Consider the following 15,809-nt stretch of genomic DNA (forward strand, 5'->3'; position numbering starts at 1 on the left):
CACGGCCGCCATCTGGCACAACGACCAGACCGGACAACCGATCCACCGCTCACTGATCGCCTACGATCACTGACCCCTTGGAATAGATCATCTAGTGACCAAGGAACATACCGGCCACCGCGGCCCCGCGCCGGACCGCCGCAGGAGGCACACCGCTGAGCTGCTCGCCACGTGCGCCGTCTGTCTCATACCCTGGACCGTGATGCTGGGGCTGACACTGCCGTCGTCCCACCACGTGCACCAGTGGCGTCTGACCTGGGTCGGATTCGACGTGCTGCTCATCATGGCGTTGGCGTCCACGGCGTTCCTGGCCTGGCGGCGCAGCCGTTCGGTCATTCTGTACGCGCACGCCACAGCAGTCCTGCTGATCTGCGACACCTGGTTCGACATCTCGCTCGACGTCGGAACTGAGGACGTCTGGATGGCGGGGGGCCTTGCCCTGGCCACCGAACTACCGCTCGCCGCCTTCCTCATCCACCGGGCGCACTCCCTGATCGCCCTGCTGCCATGGCCGCCCGCCCACACCGCGATCGGCGACACCCCCGGGAGCCGGACGAAACCGGTCCCGGAGGGGGAGCTCCTCCCCCCGGGCCTGCGGACGCGTGGCTGACCGGAAGGGTTCCGGAGCTCACAGTTCCCCGTGGAACTCATTCATGCTGGTGGGACCGCATGCGAGCAACAGGCTGACCGGCGCAGCGAGAGCCGCCATGGGCAGATGAAAGGCGCCCCATATCCACGTGCCGACCGGGGCGGACCTCTCCTGCTTCATGGGGGAGCCGCCGTCACGGCGGTGGCGGTCCACAGCGCCAGGGTGTATCCGTGCGGGGCCGCGCTCGCGGCCCCGCACGGAGCCGCCGCGGTATCCGCATCCGGCGACCGCGCCGGTGCCGACCGACCCGGGCCGCGGTCGACCATCCGTCCGCGGCCCGGGGGCGGAGCCCTCCCACGCCGGTACTCCTTGTCGAACGCCTGGTACGCGGCCCGGTCTGCGCCAGGGGAACAACCCGGTCGGTCTCCGGGCTGAGCCGTCCGCATGTGCCCGGATCGCTGACGGCACCGTGCCTGTGGCGCCGTCGCGACCAGGCTCACCCGTACGTCAGCCGCCTGCATCGCCCATTCACGGGATCCTCGCCGCCGCGCCCCGCCACCGCGGGCGTCGCTCAGTCCGCCCCGTCAGCGATGCCGCCCCGTTCGATCGCCAGCCGGGTCAGTTCGACTCGGGTGTTGATGCCGAGCTTGGTGAAGATGTGCTTCATATGCGTGTTGACGGTATGCACGGACACGTAGAGCCGGTCGGCGATGGCCCGGTTGGTGAGGCCCTCCACGACGAGCGGGATGAGCTTCCGCTCGGATTCGGTCAGGCTCTCCCATCCCGCCGCGCCGGTCGTGTGGTGCCGTGGGGCAGCTGTGCGCACGCCGAACTGTCTGAGGCGCCGCATGATCCGTTCGTGATCGCGCAGTGCTCCGCATGCCGACGCCAGCTCACCCGCCTCTTCGAAATACGGGATCGCCGACGTGCTGTCGCCCGACGCGGCCACGCGGTCCCCGAGGTCCTCGCAGACCGCGGCCAGGGCCAGCCGCCTGCCGGTGTTCCGGTAACCGGTGGCGGCGGACGCCAGTGCGCCCCGGTCGTGGTGGAGCAGGCCGTCCACATGGGCACGCACTGTCCCGACGATCTGCTGGCCGCCGTCCTGTGCGGCCAGGGCGCGCAATGCGCCGGACACGGCCTGCGCGAGCGAGGGGTCCTCGCCGCGAAGCGCGATGCGCACGATCCCGGGCCAGTGGGACGGCGGCACCGCAAGCAGGCGCCCCGGCTCGGCGTCCGTGAAGCTGCCGCCGATCGCCGCTGCCGCTGCGGTGTCCCGGCCCTCCGCGTCGGCCAGGCAGGCGCGTGCGAGCGACACCCACAGTTCGAACCGCTGGGTGCTCGTGCCGGATCCGGCTTCGGCGGCGCGGAGATGGTCCCTGGCTTTGGCGAGGTCACCGCGTCTGATCTCCACCAATGCCAGGACGGAGCGGGCCTGCGGATTCGGCTGGGTGATCTCGAGTTCGTCGGCCACCATCAGACTGGACTCGGCCTCCACGGCCGCGTCGTCCAGCGCCCCCTGTTCGAACAGCGCGCAGGCACGGCTCGCATGCCAGTGGGGAAGCGACCAGCCCAGGCCCAGCGCCTCCGCTTCGCGCTGCCCCTCCCGCAGCACCCGCTCGGTGTCCGCGAGCCGGTCGGTGGTGGTCAGCACCGTGGCCAGCCACAGCGCGGGAATCCGCGGAGGCCGCAGGTAGAGTACGCCGGATTCCGTGCCGGCGGCGCGCGCCGTGGCCTCCTCGGCGAGCTCAAGGGCTGGGGCCAGGCGCCCACGGTAGAAGAACGTCTGCGACTGGAACACCATGGCGCTGACGACGACGGCCGGGTCCTCGCTGCGGTAGGAGGCCTCGACCAGTCCGATGTCGGTCTGCTCGGCAGCGGTGATGTCCCCGAGGTACACGTGGCCCGTCGCCTTGGTCTTCAGCAGCCTGTTGCGCAGGTTAGTCGGCAGCCCGGGAAGGACCAGAGCCTGCTGGAGGTGTGTCATCGCTGCGGCATCGTCGCCCGCGGCCTGGTGGATCTCGGCAGCCACCAGGCGCAGACGCGCCTCCTGCACCGGCTCCAGCCGGTCCGACAGGGTCGCGTCGACCAGATCGAGTGCCCGGTGCACCCGGCGGGTCCGGCCGAGGTACTCCGCGGCGTCGGTCAGCAGGGCGATGCGCCGCCGGTCGTGCAGGGGCAACAGTCCGGCGATCTGCTGAGCCAGGTCCGCGGCCGCGTCAGGGGCCGACGAGGACAGTTCCCGTACCGCGGTGGTCAATGTCGTCACGGCGTCGTCGTCGACCGGACCGCCCGACAGGACGACGTGCCAGGCCACCTCGGCCGATCGTGCCCCGATGCCCCGCAGAACGTCGGCGGCCTCCCGGTGCAGAGCGGTCCGTACGGCCGGCGCCAGATTCTCGTGCACGGCCTGCCGCATGAGGTCGTGGCGGAACGCCAGTCGCGGCCCGTCGCCGGAGAGCAGACCGGCGTTCAGGGCCGCCTCGACGCCCGGCAGCAGGCTGCCGACCTGCCTGCCGAGCATGCGGGCGGCCGTACCGAGGTCGAACTCCCGGCCGAGGACGGACCCGATCTGGAGGAGTCGCACGGCATCCTCCGGGAGCCGGTCCAGACGCGCGGCGACGCTCCGCCGGAAACCGACGGGGATGCCGTCATGCAGCAGGCTCGCCACGCCCGCCTCCACTTTGACGGCGTCCGCGTCGACGAAGGCGCGCACCAGTTCGATCGCCAGGAACGGATTGCCCCCGACGCCTCGCAGGAGCCGGGCCAGACCGGGCGACGGTTTCGCCCCGAGGACGTCGGCCGCGATGTGCTGCAGGTCCTGTTGCGGCAGGGGACCGAGGGTCAGCCACCGGGCTCCGAGGCGTTCGAGGTCCTCCCGCACCCTGGCAACGGTCGGCCGCTCGGTCTCCGACCGTATGGCCAGCACCCACAGGATCCGCGAAGCCGCCAGTCGCCGGGGCAGGGTGCGCAGCACCAGGAGCGTGGCCGGATCCGCCCACTGCGCATCGTCCACCAGCACGGCCACCGGGGCGCGCTGGGCACGCTCCTCGAGAGCGTCCGTGATGCTGTCCAGCAGCCACAGCCGCTGATCGTCGGTGGCCGCGGACGCTCGTCCGGAACCGTCGGAGAAGTGCAGGGCTGACTGCAAGGCGGACTGCAGGGCGGCTCCGGCGGCGTACTGGTCGAGCTCGTCGGCCCGTACGGACACCACGTCGAATCCGGACCGCCGTGCCATCTCGTCCAGCTCCGCCAGCACCCGGCTCTTGCCGACGCCGGGTGCGCCTTCCACGACGACGCAGGCACCCCGCCCGCCACGCACCGCGTCCAGGTCCTCACGGACGGCCGCCATCTCGCGGCCCCGCCCCCTGAGGCGCAGGCCGTTCACGGCCCGGTGCCCACGCCCACCGGGCCGGTCGCCCACGGGGTCTGTGCTGCGCATGGGGCCAGCATGCCGCACGGCCACATCGCCCTCAACGCCGGTTCATGTGTGCACGGCGCTTTCACCCGGGTGATTGCCGGTTCCGTGCCGTCCGCTCACCCCGCCACGACACATCCTTCGGGGCGTCCAGATCTCTTGCCACCGAGAGGAGCACGACGTGCGTACAGGCAAGGAATACCTCGCGGCACTGAACGACGGCCGCACGGTGTGGGTGGGTGACGAACTCGTCGACGACGTGTCCACGCACCCCAAGACCAGGGCGTACGCCCGGAGCATCGCGGACTTCTACGACCTGCACCACCGTCCCGACCTCCAGGACGTCATGACGTTCCTGGACGAGGACGGTATCCGGCGGTCCATGACATGGTTCCAGCACCGCTCCAAGGAGGATCTGCTGCGCAAGCGGCGCTACCTGGAGACGGTGCAGCGGGAACTGGGCGGCGGTGCGATCCCGCGAACGCCGGACGTCAACAACTACGTCCTGCTGACCTACGTCGACGATCCCGAGCCGTGGAGCAGCCAGTCCGTCGGGACCGACGGGCGGGACCTCACCCGTGGGATCCTCGACTTCTGGAACGTGATGCGGGACGGCGACCTCAACGCGACGCCGGCCTTCGTCGACCCGCAGGCGGACCGCTCGCGTGATTCCGCACAGGCCGTCTCCCCCGCACTGCGGGTGGTCGCCACCTCGGACGAGGGCATCACCGTGCGGGGTGTGAAGTCGATCAGCACCGGCGCGGCCTTCGGGGACTGGATCCACATCGGCGTCTTCTACCGCCCCGGCATCGTGTCGGAGCAGATCATCTACGGGGCGGTGAAGCCCAACACCCCCGGGGTCACCATCATCTGCCGCGAGAGCAACGTCCGCGACGGCGAGGAGGTGGAGCACCCGCTCGCCTCGCAGGGTGACGAGCTGGACAGCATCATCGTGTTCGAGGACGTGCTCATCCCCTGGAACCGGGTCTTCCACATCGGCAACCCCGAGCACGCCTCGCTGTACCCGCAGCGCGTCTTCGACTGGTTGCACTACCACTCGCTGGTGCGTGCCATGGTCAAGGCCGAGCTGATGCTCGGTCTGGCCCTGCTGATCACCGAGCACATCGGCACCTACCAACTGCCGCCCGTCCAGGCGCGGATCGCCAGGTTCGCCGGCTTCCTCCAGACCCTCAAGGCCCATGTGATCGCGTCGGAGGACGACGGCTTCTTCACTCCCGGCGGCATCTACAAGCCGAACGTCCTGATGTTCGACTTCGGGCGCGCGTACTACATCGAGCACATCACCGACCTGACCCACGAGCTCATCGACCTGTCCGGTCGTGCCGCGCTCATCTATCCCACCGAGGGGCAGTGGGAGCGGCCCGAACTGCGGCCCTGGCTGAGGGCGCTGCAGACCGGACCGGTCGGCAGGCCGCACGACCGGCTGAAGATCAGCCGGGTGATCCGCGACATGTTCCTGTCCGACTGGGGCGCCCGCATCAGCACCTTCGAGAACTTCAACGGCACGCCCCTGCTGGCCATCCGAAGCCTCACAATGAAACGTGCCGAGATGTCCCCCACCGGCAGTATGGCGGACCTCGCGCGCAAGGTCTGCGGCATCGAGAGCGTGAGCAACGACGGGGAGCAGGGGACCGCGTACCTGGCCCAGGCGGACTACGCCCGACGCCAGGACGCCTCTCGTCGGATCACCTCGTAGCAGGACGCCGGGCCCGGGTCAGAGCATGCCGCGCTCCCGGGCCCTGGCGACCGCTGCGCTCCGGTCGTGCGCACCGAGTTTTCGGAAGACCGCCCGTACCTGTGTCTTGACGGTGTTGTGGGACACATAGAACTCGGCGGCGATCTCACGCAGTGTCAGCGGGCCGCACAGGGCGCGGAGCACCCGGCGCTCGCCGAGCGACAGCTCCTGGGGGCCGGACACGACGAGCGGCACAACGGTGTCCTCGCCGACTCGCCCGAGCAGATCGGTGAGCACTCCTGATGACTCGCACCGGGCCGCTGCCCGCGCGGCCGCCTCACGGGCTTCCCGCGCGGCGTCCGCGTTGCGTCGCGCAGTGGCAAGTCGTGCCCGTGTGCCGTGATACAAGGCGTGCATCTGGGGTTCGCTGCCTGTCCTCGACGCGTCCGCCAGCGCCGCTTCCGCATCGGCCAGGGTCCGTTCGGCCTCATCGGCCCGTCCCTCATCGAGGAGCAGGCCGGCCCTGCCGATGTAGGCGGGCGCCGCGACGAAGTGCCGCTCCAGCCCGGCCGTCCCGGCCGCGTCCAGGGCTTGGTCGCTCAGCATGCGCGCCGGCTCATGGCGTCCGGCCAACAGGGCGCACAGCGCCCGCAGACCCAGCGCGCGCACGAGCGTCAGGCCGTGCCCGGCGGCATGCGCGTCACGGGTCGCCTCGCCGAGCAGCGCCTCGGCCTCCTCGTACCGGGAGGTCCACAGCAGAGCGGTACCGCGGGCCGTACAGGCCAGGGCCCGCCAGGAAGTCAACGGGACGGTGCCGGCGAAGACGGCTTCGGCGAGACGGTCGCCGGTCAGGACCTCTCCCTGCAGCCAGCAGGCCACGGCCCGGGCGACGGCCGCCGCATCGGACACCGTGCTGCCCTCGCCGACCTTCTCCGCTCCCGGCCCCCTGAGCCGGACCACGTCCAGCCAGCGCCGGGCCGTTTCCGGAGCACCCCCCGACAGGGCCGCCATCGCCGCCACGACGCACAGTCTTGCGTCGGCGGCGACCGTGCGGAGCGGCAAGAACTCCAGCCAGTGCCTGACTTCCCGACCGCGGCCTGCCGAGATGGCCTGTTCCCAGTCGTCAAGTATCGACGCGACGGCGGCGGCCTCGTCACCGCCGCGCACCCAGTGCCGTACGGCCGCGGTCGTCTCGCCCTGCCGTGAGTACCACCGAGCCACCGTTCGGTGCAACGACACGGCGGTCTCCCCTCCTTCGGATCCGAGGAGGTCGCAGAGGAGCGCGGACAGTGCGCGGTGACGCCGGTATGCCGAGGGATCGGCCGCTACCGGTACGAGCAGTTGGACGGTCCGTGCGAGCTCGCGCAGCAGTACGCCCGCCCGGTCCCCGGCGAGGGCCCGGCACGGCCCGGCACTCAACTCGTCGAGCACACTGGTGCGGAGCAGGAACTCGCGCTGTTCGGTGGTGAGCCGGTGGAGTACCTCGGTGGCCAGGTACTCGGTGACCGCTCTCCTGCCGCGGGCCAGGTCGGCCGCCGTGTCGGCGTCGTCCGACGAGCGAGCGAGGGTACGGCCCATGATGCACAGCGCCGCCGCCCATCCCTCGGTGGTCTCGTACACCGCGCTCAGCGTGTCCGGGGCCGGAGCGGACCCGAGCAGACCGGTGAGCACGGCCTGTGCCTCCTCGGGGGTGAAGGCCAGGTCGTGCCGGTCGAGTTCGGCGATCGCGCCCCGGGCGCGCAGGGTCGGTACGGGTCCACCCGGAACGTGACGGGTCGACAGAACGACGCGACAGCCCCGCGGGAGCCTTGTCAGGAAATCCGAAAGGCTGCGGACCGCATCGACGTCCGTGATCGATTCCACTCCGTCGAGGATCAGCGTGAGCGGTCCCTGTCCGTCCAGTCCGCTCACGAGGCTCGGCAGGATCTCCTCGAGCCACGTGTCGAGTGTCCACTCGCCGCGGTGGAGGTGGACGGGCAGCTCCGGCCGTACGTGCTGCAACGCCCGCAGGATGCCGCCCCAGAGCCGGCCCGGGGCGTTGTCGTACGCGTCCAGGCTGAGCCAGGCGCACGCGCCACGAGGTGCGAGACTTCGCGACCACTCGGTCAAAAGCACCGTCTTTCCGGCACCGGCGGGCGCGGAGACCACCACCACTGGCTCGGTCGACGCGTCCAGCCGGCGCAGCAGCCGGGGGCGGGTCAGGAGGTGCGGGGGCTGGTCCCCAGGACGCAGCTTGAAGGCCGGCACGGAACTGGTCATGGCACCTTCGGTGGAGTCGGGACTGGTGGAGCCCCCGGCGTCCGTGGCTCGCCTGCAGGAGCCGGACGCCGGGGGCCGTAGTGGACCGGGGCAGAGATACGGCAGCCTCCGTCGGGCCGCTGTCACCAGCGCTAGCAGGGGGGCCTGAGCGTGCCGAAGTCTCCGCCGAAGTGGAGCAGCGGCCGGCTTTCCAGCCGGTGTTCGAAGTGGCGGACGTCGCCCACGAATATGGTGTGATCGCCGCCGGGCAGTGTCGCGGCGACGTCGCACACGACAGATGCGATGGCGTCCTTCAGCACCGGCACGCCGTGGTCATCGATGGTCTCCACACCCGCGAACTTGTCCGGCTTGGAAACGGCGAAGTTCCGCGCGAGGTGCTCGCTGTCCTCGCCGAGGACGTTGACGGCGAAGCGACCATGTTCCGCGATCGCGGTCCGTGTGTAGAGTTGATTGCCGATGCACACGAGCAGTTGGAGCGGCTCCAGCGACAGCGCGGAGACGGCACTCGCCGTCATGCCGATGGGGGTGCTGCCCGAGCAAGTGGTGATCACGCTGACGCCTGTGGCGAGCCGGCTCATCGTGGCTCGGAACCCGAAGACGACATCAAGGGTTTCACTCATGTGAGGACCTCCGTGAATTCGGGGCTGAACCCCGTGGGGTGATGGAGTGTTCGACGTCGGCCGTTTTCACGGATGGCCGGCTCCCGTCGTGGTGACGCCGTGAGGATCAGTCCGTGACGCACGGTTCGAGGACGAAGGTGTGGCGCAGCAGCGTGTACGGCACGTCGGTCACGCCCCGGCAGGGCCCGGCGTCGGCCGGGTAGGTGTCGTAGCGGTCGACCAGCGACTCCTTGACGCCGAACACCGGATCGGTGTCCAGGTGCGGGTCGTCCGAGGGGAAGAGCATGGTGGTCACGCGCTGGAATCCCGGCGCTTCGATCAGCAGGTGCACATGGGCGGGACGCATGAGCGACCTGCTGGTCGCGCTCATGAGTTCGCCGACCGGGCCGTCACCGGGTATCGGGTAGCTGGACGGGCGGATGGAACGGAAAGCGAAGTGCCCCGTCTCGTCGGTGCGGAACAGCGCGCGCATGGCCGGCTCGTCCAGGCCGGGCACCTCCACGTCGTAGTGGCCGTCCGAGTCGCTGTGCCAGACGTCCACCGCCGCGTCGGCCACCGGCGCTCCCTCGTGGTCCACGACCCGTCCCTCGAAGAACAGCGGGGTACCGGACAGGCCCCCGGAGATGTCGGCGGCATCGGCCTGCTGCGGCCTGTCCTCTCTGAAGTACGGGCCCAGCACGCTGTTCTGGGTGGCCTGGCTGGGGCGCCGGTTGGTCAGGGCGTCGACCAGCATGGTGACTCCGAGCACGTCGGACAGCAGGATGAACTCCTGACGCGTCGGGGTGCACGTCTGCCCGGTCCGCGTCAGGAAGTCGACTCCCCGGGCCCATTCGTCCTGCGTCAGTTCGACGTCGCGGACGAAGGCGTGCAGGTGCCGCACCAGTGATTCCAGGATCTCGGCGACGCGGGAGTCCTTGGTGCCCCGCATGGTCGAGATCACGGCCTCGGTGATGGTGTCACTGGTCAGATCACGCATGGCGCGCTCCCGTGGTGGTGAAGTGGTGGACCGCGGACCCGGTCCGGGGACGTCCGTCGCCGGATGATGTGCACGGTGGCTGTCCGGCCCAGGCGCGGGCCAAGAGGGCGCGTACCGCCGTCCGTTCCACTGGTCGCGGGTTCCAGTAGCCGTCCCGCACGATGAGTTCGGCCGCCTGCTCGATGCCCGATTCCGGCATGCCGAGGTCCCGCAGCGCCCTGGGGGCGCCGAGCCGTCCCGCGAAGTCGAAGAGTCCCTTCGCGGCGTCGGCCGCCGACAGCGCCCTTGCGATGCGTGCCATGGCCTCGGGCGCCGCCGGTGCGTTGTAGGCGGCGACGTGCGGGAGCACGACCGTGTGGGTTTCGGCGTGCGGAAGCCCGAACGTGCCGCCCAGGACGTGGCACACTTTGTGGTGCAGGGCCATGCCCACGGTGCCGAGGCAGCTGCCCGCCAGCCATGCCCCGTACAGGGCGTCGGCCCGCGCCTCGCCGTCGTCCGGACGTTGTACGACGACCGGGAGGGAGCGGACGAGGGATTCGAGCGCTTCACCGGCCATCAGGAAGGCGAGCGGGTCCCGGTCCTGTGCGTAGAGTGCCTCCACGGCGTGCGCCATCGCGTTGATGCCGCTGACCACCGAGGCCGCCGCGGGAAACGTGAACGTCAGGTCGACGTCGTACACCACGGTCTTCGGCAGCACTTCCGGCAGCCGGCGGGTCGTCTTCCGGCGCCCTTCGGTCTCTCCGAGGATCGGCGTCATCTCCGAGCCGGCGTAGGTGGTGGGCAACGCCAGCTGTGGCAGCCCGGTCCGCAGGGCGATCGCCTTGCCGAGGCCGATCGTCGAGCCACCGCCGATGGCGAGCACCGAGTCCGCTCCCACGGTTCTGGCATACGCGACCGCCTTCTCCGTGACCTCGACGGGCGTGTGCGGAGCAGCCTCCGTGAAAGTTCCCACCGCCGCCGTACCCAGTACGTCGTGTACCTCCGCTGCCTGGCCCGCTTGACCGGGTGTGCACAGGATGAGCACCCGACGGCATCCGAGGGCATCAGCCTCCTCAGGGATACGGCTGCGCGTACCGCTGCCGAAGACCACCTTGGTGATCTGTCCCCGATGCGCGAATGTCTTCATGAGAATTCCCCAGTCCCGCCGTCTGCTTGGAACCAAGACTTTCGATGCCTGAATGACGGGGGTCAACGTAATCCGCGAGGGATAACGGGCACCGGAGTTGAAATACCTTGTTCGTGCGACAGGCTCCGCGCCCGAGGCCTCCGGCTCTCGACGGACATCACTCGTCTGCGCGATGCGGTGGGTGTCCGGGGGGCGCGATCGTGGATCCGGACCTCTGTCAGGTGGAGATGCCGGTGGAGGTCACCGGAACGGCGTCCGAGGGGTCCGCATTCACGAGCGGCGAGGGTTCAGGTCAGGGGCCGAACCCAGGAATACGGCCGCTGTCCCCCACCCAGGAGGCACCATGACCGGAACCGGACCCGACTGCGAGGCCCACCCCGACGTGCAGGCCCGCTTCGAAACGGCACTGGTACACCGTGACCGGCTTTTCGCGGCCGCCGTGCGGATGAGCCGAGGACCTGCTCCAGGAGACGTACGCCCGGGCCTACGCCTCGGCCGAGGCGCTCGACCACCTGCCGGACTCGGATGTCAAGGCGGCGCTGCAAGCCGTCCCGGAGGACTTCCGGACGGCGGTGTACCTCTTCGACGTCGAGGGCATCACCACCCGTGAGATCGCCGACATCATGCAGACTCCCCTCGGCACCGTGCTGTCCCGACTGCACCGGGGTCAGCGACGGCTGCGCTCGCTGCTGGAGGGCTACGCCGCCCCCAGGAGCACCGTCTCGTCCCGGCGGGCCACGTTCGAGGCAGTGGGTCCCCGCCACGGGCCGGTGAGCGAGGTCACCCGGGACGGCGGCGGAAGGCGGGAGCATGCAGGGCAGCGGTGTTCCAAGAGCGCATGGAACACCCATGACAGCCCTCCGGCCCGGTGTCCGGGACAGCCTGGGCCGGAGGGCTCGACTCCCGTACCCAGTGAGGCTCGGCGGTGCCCGTGTCCACGCGGCTGGGCTGTCGTCCCGACGATCCCTACGCGATCCGTGCGACTTTCCGCGTCGACGGTGACCGGGCGGTCGAGTGGTCCTTCGCCCGTGAGCTCCTGATGGAGGGGCTGCTCCATCCGGTCGGTATCGGCGACGTCCGCCGGCGCCCCGCTTGGCACCAGGGACAGCACTTGATGCAGATGGTCCTCACGCCGCCCGCAGGACGGGTCGCCGAGGGCGGTCTGCCCTGGTGCTACGACGGCTCCCGCGGGGTCGCACTGGCCTCGTCGGCCGAGGAGGCGCGACGTTCGACCCGGCGATCCTCAACCCGCAGGGCGGCGCCATCGCGCTCGGCCACCCCCTCGGCGCCTCCGTCGCCCGCCTCGCCGGCACCGTCGCCCACCAGCTCGCCCGCCGCGGCTCCGGCACGGGCGGGACGAGCAGAGAATCGGCAGCGGCCTGCGCGCGGGGTCGGCTGGTGCGGACGTACGGTACTGATATGTGCGCCATGCGGGAAGGCGGCGCGGCGCAGCCCCACGGGCCCCGCTCCCCTTCACCCACCGCCGGGTCACTGCGCCGGGCCGAGCTGGACCGGCTGCTGGAGCTCGCCGTGCGCGACACCGGCGTGTACGCGGGAGCGGTCTTCCTGCTGGCATCCGACGGCCAGACCCTGCGGCTGGAGGTGACCGCTGGCATGCCGGCGGAGTATCTCGCGCCCTGGTTCGGGGTCCCGCTGTCGAGCCGCTTTCCCGTGACCGATGCGGTGCGCGAGCGGCGGCTCGTCTGGCTCGGCGACCCGGAGGACCTCGCCCGTCGCTATCCCCGCACGGCGATCGCCCTGCCCTACCGCCATGCGGTGGTCGCGGCACCGCTGCTCACCGGAACCACGGTCTGGGGCGCGCTGCTGCTGCTCTGGCCCGGCGCCGGCGCCACCAGTACCGACGGCCCGAGCCCTGAACGGGCCCGTGCCGCCGGTCGGCGTCTGGCACGGTTCCTGCGCGACGCCGCCGACACCGGCCACGCCGTCGGCCCGGGGTCCGCACCCCGCACCCTGGTGCAGCCGCCGGCCGGCAGGCGGGGGGCGGCCGAGGCGCTCGCCGCGGCCGACCTCGTCGAGCGGCTGCCCTGGGGCAGTTGCTCCCTCGACCTCCAGGGCAGGTTCACCTACGTCAGCGCCACCGCCGCCGCTTTACTGGGCGCGAGCAGTCCCGACGATCTGATCGGCACGCGTCCCTGGCAGTCCTTGCCCTGGTGCACCGACCCGGCCTTCGAGGACCACTTCCGCGCCACCGTGGTCAGCCGGAAACCCGGCTACTACAGCGCCATGCGCCCGCCGGACCAGTGGCTCGCGTTCGAGCTCTATCCCGACGGCTCGGGGGTGAGCCTCCGCATAGCGCCGACCGATCCGGGCGGGGAATTCTCGCAGCCGGGGCCCAACGTGAGGGAGACGTTCCGGGGCGAGCCGATCCGCCTGGGCGAGGTCTACCAGGTGCTGCACCTGGCCGCCGCCCTGTCGGAAACCGTGGGCGTGTCAGACGTGGTCGATCTGGTCACCGAGGAGATGCTGCCGGCGTTCGGAGCCCGGACCGTCGCCCTGCTCGCGGCCGAGGACGGCAGAATGCGGGTCATCGGCCGCAGCGGCTACCACCCCTCGCTGCTCGAACACTTCGACGGCGTGCCGCTGACCCACCCGGCACCCGCGGTCCGGGTCCTCGCCACCGGCGTGCCCAGTTTCTTCGCCTCCTTCGACGAGCTGTCCCGGGCCTACCCGCCCGCCCCGCATCAGAAGGGTCTGCATGCCTGGGCGTTTCTGCCGCTGATCGCCTCCGGGCGTCCGGTGGGCTCGTGCGTGTTCGCCTTCGACCGGCCCCACCCCTTTCCCGACCAGCAGCGGGTCGTCTTCATCGCGCTCGCGGGACTGATCGCGCAGGCGCTGGAACGGGCCCGCCTGTACGACACCAGCAACGAACTCGCCAAGACCCTGCAGGCGGCCCTGCTCCCCGACTCGCTGCCCGACCTTCCTGGACTGGATGTGGCGGCCCGTTATCTGCCCAGCGTCCGCGGCATGGACATCGGCGGCGACTTCTACGACCTGGTCCGGGTCGACGACACCACCGCAGCCGCGGTCATCGGCGACGTCCAGGGCCACAACGTCACCGCCGCCGCGCTCATGGGCCGGGTGCGCCCCGCCATCCGCTCCCACGCCGCCTCGGGGGCCACGCCGTCACAGGCCCTCACGCAGGCCAACCGCCAGCTGGTCGCCATGGCCCCGGGCCGCTTCGTCAGTTGCCTCTACGCCCACCTCGACCTCGCACACCACCGAGCCGTCCTCGCCACCGCCGGCCATCCCCCGCCCGTTCTGCGTCATCCGGACGGGCACGCCGAGGTCCTTCCGCTCCGGCCCGGCGTGCTGCTCGGCATCGACCCCGACGCGGACTACCCCGCCACCGAGATCCCGCTGACCCCCGGCACCCTCCTCGCCCTGTACACCGACGGTCTCGTCGAGACTCCCGGGGTCGACATGGACGACGCCATGTCCGAGCTTGCCACCCAACTCGCCCGGGCCTCGGCCCAGCCCATGGACCGGCTCGCCACGACCCTGATCGACCACGCACGGCAGACCGCGCCCCGGACGGACGACATCGCCCTGCTGCTCATCGGGCTCGCCGCCGTCGGCCAGGGCGTGCCTTGACAGCCAGGAGACGGAGGGCAACGATGGGAACTATGGAAACTAATCAAGTTTCTGAAGTTTCCCCCAGTGACGAGCGGCGTGCGAACGTGATCGTGGAGGCGGCCGGCCGGCTGTTCTTCGGGGCGGGTTTCACGCGGGTGAGCATGGACGATCTCGCTCGTGAGCTCGGGATGAGCAAGAAGACGATCTACCGTCATTTCCCTGACAAGCGCAGCCTGCTGGCCGCGGTGCTGGACCGCCAGTTCGCCGCGGTGGAGCGCACGTTGGAGGCGGCGGCCGAGGAGGCGGAAGGACGGCCGTTCGGTGTGCGGGTGCAGCGGTTCCTGATCGCGGCGGGCAGTGAGCTCGGGCGGATCGGCGCGCCTCAACTCGCGACGGGGCGGGGCGACGCGATGCTACGCCAGTACGTGGAGCGGCGTGTGGACGCGGTGGTCTACCGGCGGCTCGACGAGCTGTTCCAGGAGGGACACCGGCAGGGCTTGCTGCCGGCACCGCCCGAACTGCTGAGTGAGATCACCCGCGGCGCGTTGGAGCGGCTGCTCATGTCGGAGTTGCCGCGTGATCTGGACTGGACCGCGGCCGATCTGCTGCGGGCGACCGTCGACACCGTGCTGTACGGGGCGATCCGCCCGACAGGCAGGGGCATCGACGACGAACACCCCCGGGTGGTCATCCCGACGGCCCGCGACGACGATCAGGAGGTGGGCCCATGACCGGGACGACCGGCAGGGTGGCATTGGTGACGGGGGCCAGCAGCGGAATCGGCGCGGCAACGGCGCGGCTTCTGGCCGCGCGAGGAATGCGCGTGGTGGTCAACTACCTGCGCAACACCGAGGCGGCCGAGGAGGTCGTGGCCGACGTCGAGGCCGCGGGCGGCCAGGCCATGTCCATGCAGGCCGACGTGCGCGACAAGGCGGCCGTCGAGAGCATGGTCGGACAGGTCGAGGCGGCCTGGGGCGGCATCGACGTGCTCGTGCACAACGCGCTCATCCCGTATGCGGTCAAGCCGTTCCAGGACATGACGTGGGAAGAACTGGGGGGCAAGATCGACGCCGAGATGCACGCGGCGTTCGCGGTCACCAAAGCCGTACTGCCCACGATGACCGAACGAGGGCGGGGACGCCTCATCTACATCGGCACCGGACTCAGCCGCCTGCCTCGGGCGGGCATGATCGCGCTGGGCGTTTCCAAGGCCGCACTCGAGCAGTTCGCCCGGTACCTCGCCCAGGAACTCGGCCCGCAGGGCATCACGGTCAACGTCGTCTCGCCCGGCCCGGTGGAGTCCCGCACCGCCGATGCCGTGCTCGACGACGCGACGAGGCAGCGGCAGGTGGCCGCCACCCCCTTGGGCCGCCTGGCCCACCCGGCCGACGTCGCCCAGGCGGTCGCCTTCTACGCCGCCGAGGACAACTCCTTCATGACCGGTACCACGGCCGCGGTCAACGGCGGCATGGCCATGTACTGACGCCCCGCTGACCTCCGCGCACACGGCACAACCCTTAAACGATCGAGGAAA

The 15,809-nt window shown here is 70.7% G+C and carries 10 protein-coding genes and 2 pseudogenes; 7 read left to right on the top strand and 5 right to left on the bottom strand.

Features of this window, described 5'->3' with window-relative positions; genetic code table 11:
* Nucleotides 1-202 precede the first annotated feature (202 nt).
* The gene (locus ACZ3KP_RS38970; RefSeq protein ID WP_467505647.1) at nucleotides 203-610 is read left to right on the top strand and encodes a hypothetical protein; all 408 of its coding nucleotides are present in this window, start codon (nucleotides 203-205) and stop codon (nucleotides 608-610) included.
* Nucleotides 611-1,160: 550 nt separating this feature from the next.
* Here the strand turns inward: ACZ3KP_RS38970 and ACZ3KP_RS38975 are convergent.
* Complete coding sequence (locus tag ACZ3KP_RS38975; protein ID WP_467505649.1) at nucleotides 1,161-4,028, bottom strand: helix-turn-helix transcriptional regulator; 2,868 nt, start codon at nucleotides 4,026-4,028, stop codon at nucleotides 1,161-1,163.
* 157 nt (nucleotides 4,029-4,185) lie between these two features.
* Between ACZ3KP_RS38975 and ACZ3KP_RS38980 the strand changes: the two genes are divergently transcribed.
* The gene (locus ACZ3KP_RS38980; protein WP_467505650.1) at nucleotides 4,186-5,721 is read left to right on the top strand and encodes a 4-hydroxyphenylacetate 3-hydroxylase family protein; all 1,536 of its coding nucleotides are present in this window, start codon (nucleotides 4,186-4,188) and stop codon (nucleotides 5,719-5,721) included.
* An 18-nt stretch (nucleotides 5,722-5,739) separates the two neighbouring features.
* On the opposite strand, the gene ACZ3KP_RS38985 is transcribed toward ACZ3KP_RS38980, so the two are convergent.
* From ACZ3KP_RS38985 to ACZ3KP_RS39000, 4 genes are all read right to left on the bottom strand, one after another.
* Nucleotides 5,740-7,959 carry a winged helix-turn-helix domain-containing protein gene (locus ACZ3KP_RS38985; RefSeq protein ID WP_467505651.1) on the bottom strand — a complete coding sequence of 740 codons (2,220 nt, stop codon included), beginning with the start codon at nucleotides 7,957-7,959 and terminating at the stop codon, nucleotides 5,740-5,742.
* A 131-nt stretch (nucleotides 7,960-8,090) separates the two neighbouring features.
* Nucleotides 8,091-8,537, bottom strand: a complete 447-nt coding sequence (locus tag ACZ3KP_RS38990) for a flavin reductase family protein (RefSeq protein WP_467505653.1) — start codon at nucleotides 8,535-8,537, stop codon at nucleotides 8,091-8,093.
* A 148-nt stretch (nucleotides 8,538-8,685) separates the two neighbouring features.
* Nucleotides 8,686-9,555 carry a dioxygenase family protein gene (locus ACZ3KP_RS38995; RefSeq protein ID WP_467505655.1) on the bottom strand — a complete coding sequence of 290 codons (870 nt, stop codon included), beginning with the start codon at nucleotides 9,553-9,555 and terminating at the stop codon, nucleotides 8,686-8,688.
* Nucleotides 9,548-10,681, bottom strand: a complete 1,134-nt coding sequence (locus ACZ3KP_RS39000; protein WP_467505657.1) for a maleylacetate reductase — start codon at nucleotides 10,679-10,681, stop codon at nucleotides 9,548-9,550. The genes ACZ3KP_RS38995 and ACZ3KP_RS39000 overlap by 8 nt, the downstream gene beginning before the upstream one ends.
* Before the next feature lie 488 nt (nucleotides 10,682-11,169).
* Between ACZ3KP_RS39000 and ACZ3KP_RS39005 the strand changes: the two are divergent.
* The 5 genes and pseudogenes from ACZ3KP_RS39005 to ACZ3KP_RS39025 all read left to right on the top strand — a co-directional run.
* Nucleotides 11,170-11,409, top strand: a pseudogene (locus tag ACZ3KP_RS39005) (sigma factor-like helix-turn-helix DNA-binding protein); the annotation flags it as partial.
* A 203-nt stretch (nucleotides 11,410-11,612) separates the two neighbouring features.
* Nucleotides 11,613-11,813, top strand: a pseudogene (locus tag ACZ3KP_RS39010) (SsgA family sporulation/cell division regulator); the annotation flags it as partial.
* 38 nt (nucleotides 11,814-11,851) lie between these two features.
* Entirely contained in the window at nucleotides 11,852-14,293 is a 2,442-nt protein-coding gene (locus tag ACZ3KP_RS39015) for a SpoIIE family protein phosphatase (protein ID WP_467505659.1), read from the top strand.
* A gap of 86 nt (nucleotides 14,294-14,379) precedes the next feature.
* Nucleotides 14,380-15,006: a TetR/AcrR family transcriptional regulator gene (locus ACZ3KP_RS39020; RefSeq protein ID WP_467505661.1), complete on the top strand. Its 627-nt coding sequence runs from the start codon at nucleotides 14,380-14,382 to the stop codon at nucleotides 15,004-15,006.
* Nucleotides 15,003-15,758, top strand: coding sequence for an SDR family NAD(P)-dependent oxidoreductase (locus ACZ3KP_RS39025; protein ID WP_467505663.1), 756 nt, complete (start codon nucleotides 15,003-15,005; stop codon nucleotides 15,756-15,758). The genes ACZ3KP_RS39020 and ACZ3KP_RS39025 overlap by 4 nt, the downstream gene beginning before the upstream one ends.
* The last annotated feature ends 51 nt before the right edge of the window (nucleotides 15,759-15,809 follow it).

The sequence above is a fragment of the Streptomyces sp. NPDC020958 genome (assembly GCF_055562175.1).

Excerpts from the sequence above, each read along its gene's own strand:
- ACZ3KP_RS38970 (WP_467505647.1), top strand. The coding sequence starts at position 203 with ATGCTGGGGCTGACACTGCCGTCGTCCCACCACGTGCACCAGTGGCGT.
- ACZ3KP_RS38975 (WP_467505649.1), bottom strand. The coding sequence starts at position 4,028 with ATGCGCAGCACAGACCCCGTGGGCGACCGGCCCGGTGGGCGTGGGCAC.
- ACZ3KP_RS38985 (WP_467505651.1), bottom strand. The coding sequence starts at position 7,959 with ATGACCAGTTCCGTGCCGGCCTTCAAGCTGCGTCCTGGGGACCAGCCC.
- ACZ3KP_RS38990 (WP_467505653.1), bottom strand. The coding sequence starts at position 8,537 with ATGAGCCGGCTCGCCACAGGCGTCAGCGTGATCACCACTTGCTCGGGC.
- ACZ3KP_RS38995 (WP_467505655.1), bottom strand. The coding sequence starts at position 9,555 with ATGCGTGATCTGACCAGTGACACCATCACCGAGGCCGTGATCTCGACC.
- ACZ3KP_RS39000 (WP_467505657.1), bottom strand. The coding sequence starts at position 10,681 with ATGAAGACATTCGCGCATCGGGGACAGATCACCAAGGTGGTCTTCGGC.
- ACZ3KP_RS39025 (WP_467505663.1), top strand. The coding sequence starts at position 15,003 with ATGACCGGGACGACCGGCAGGGTGGCATTGGTGACGGGGGCCAGCAGC.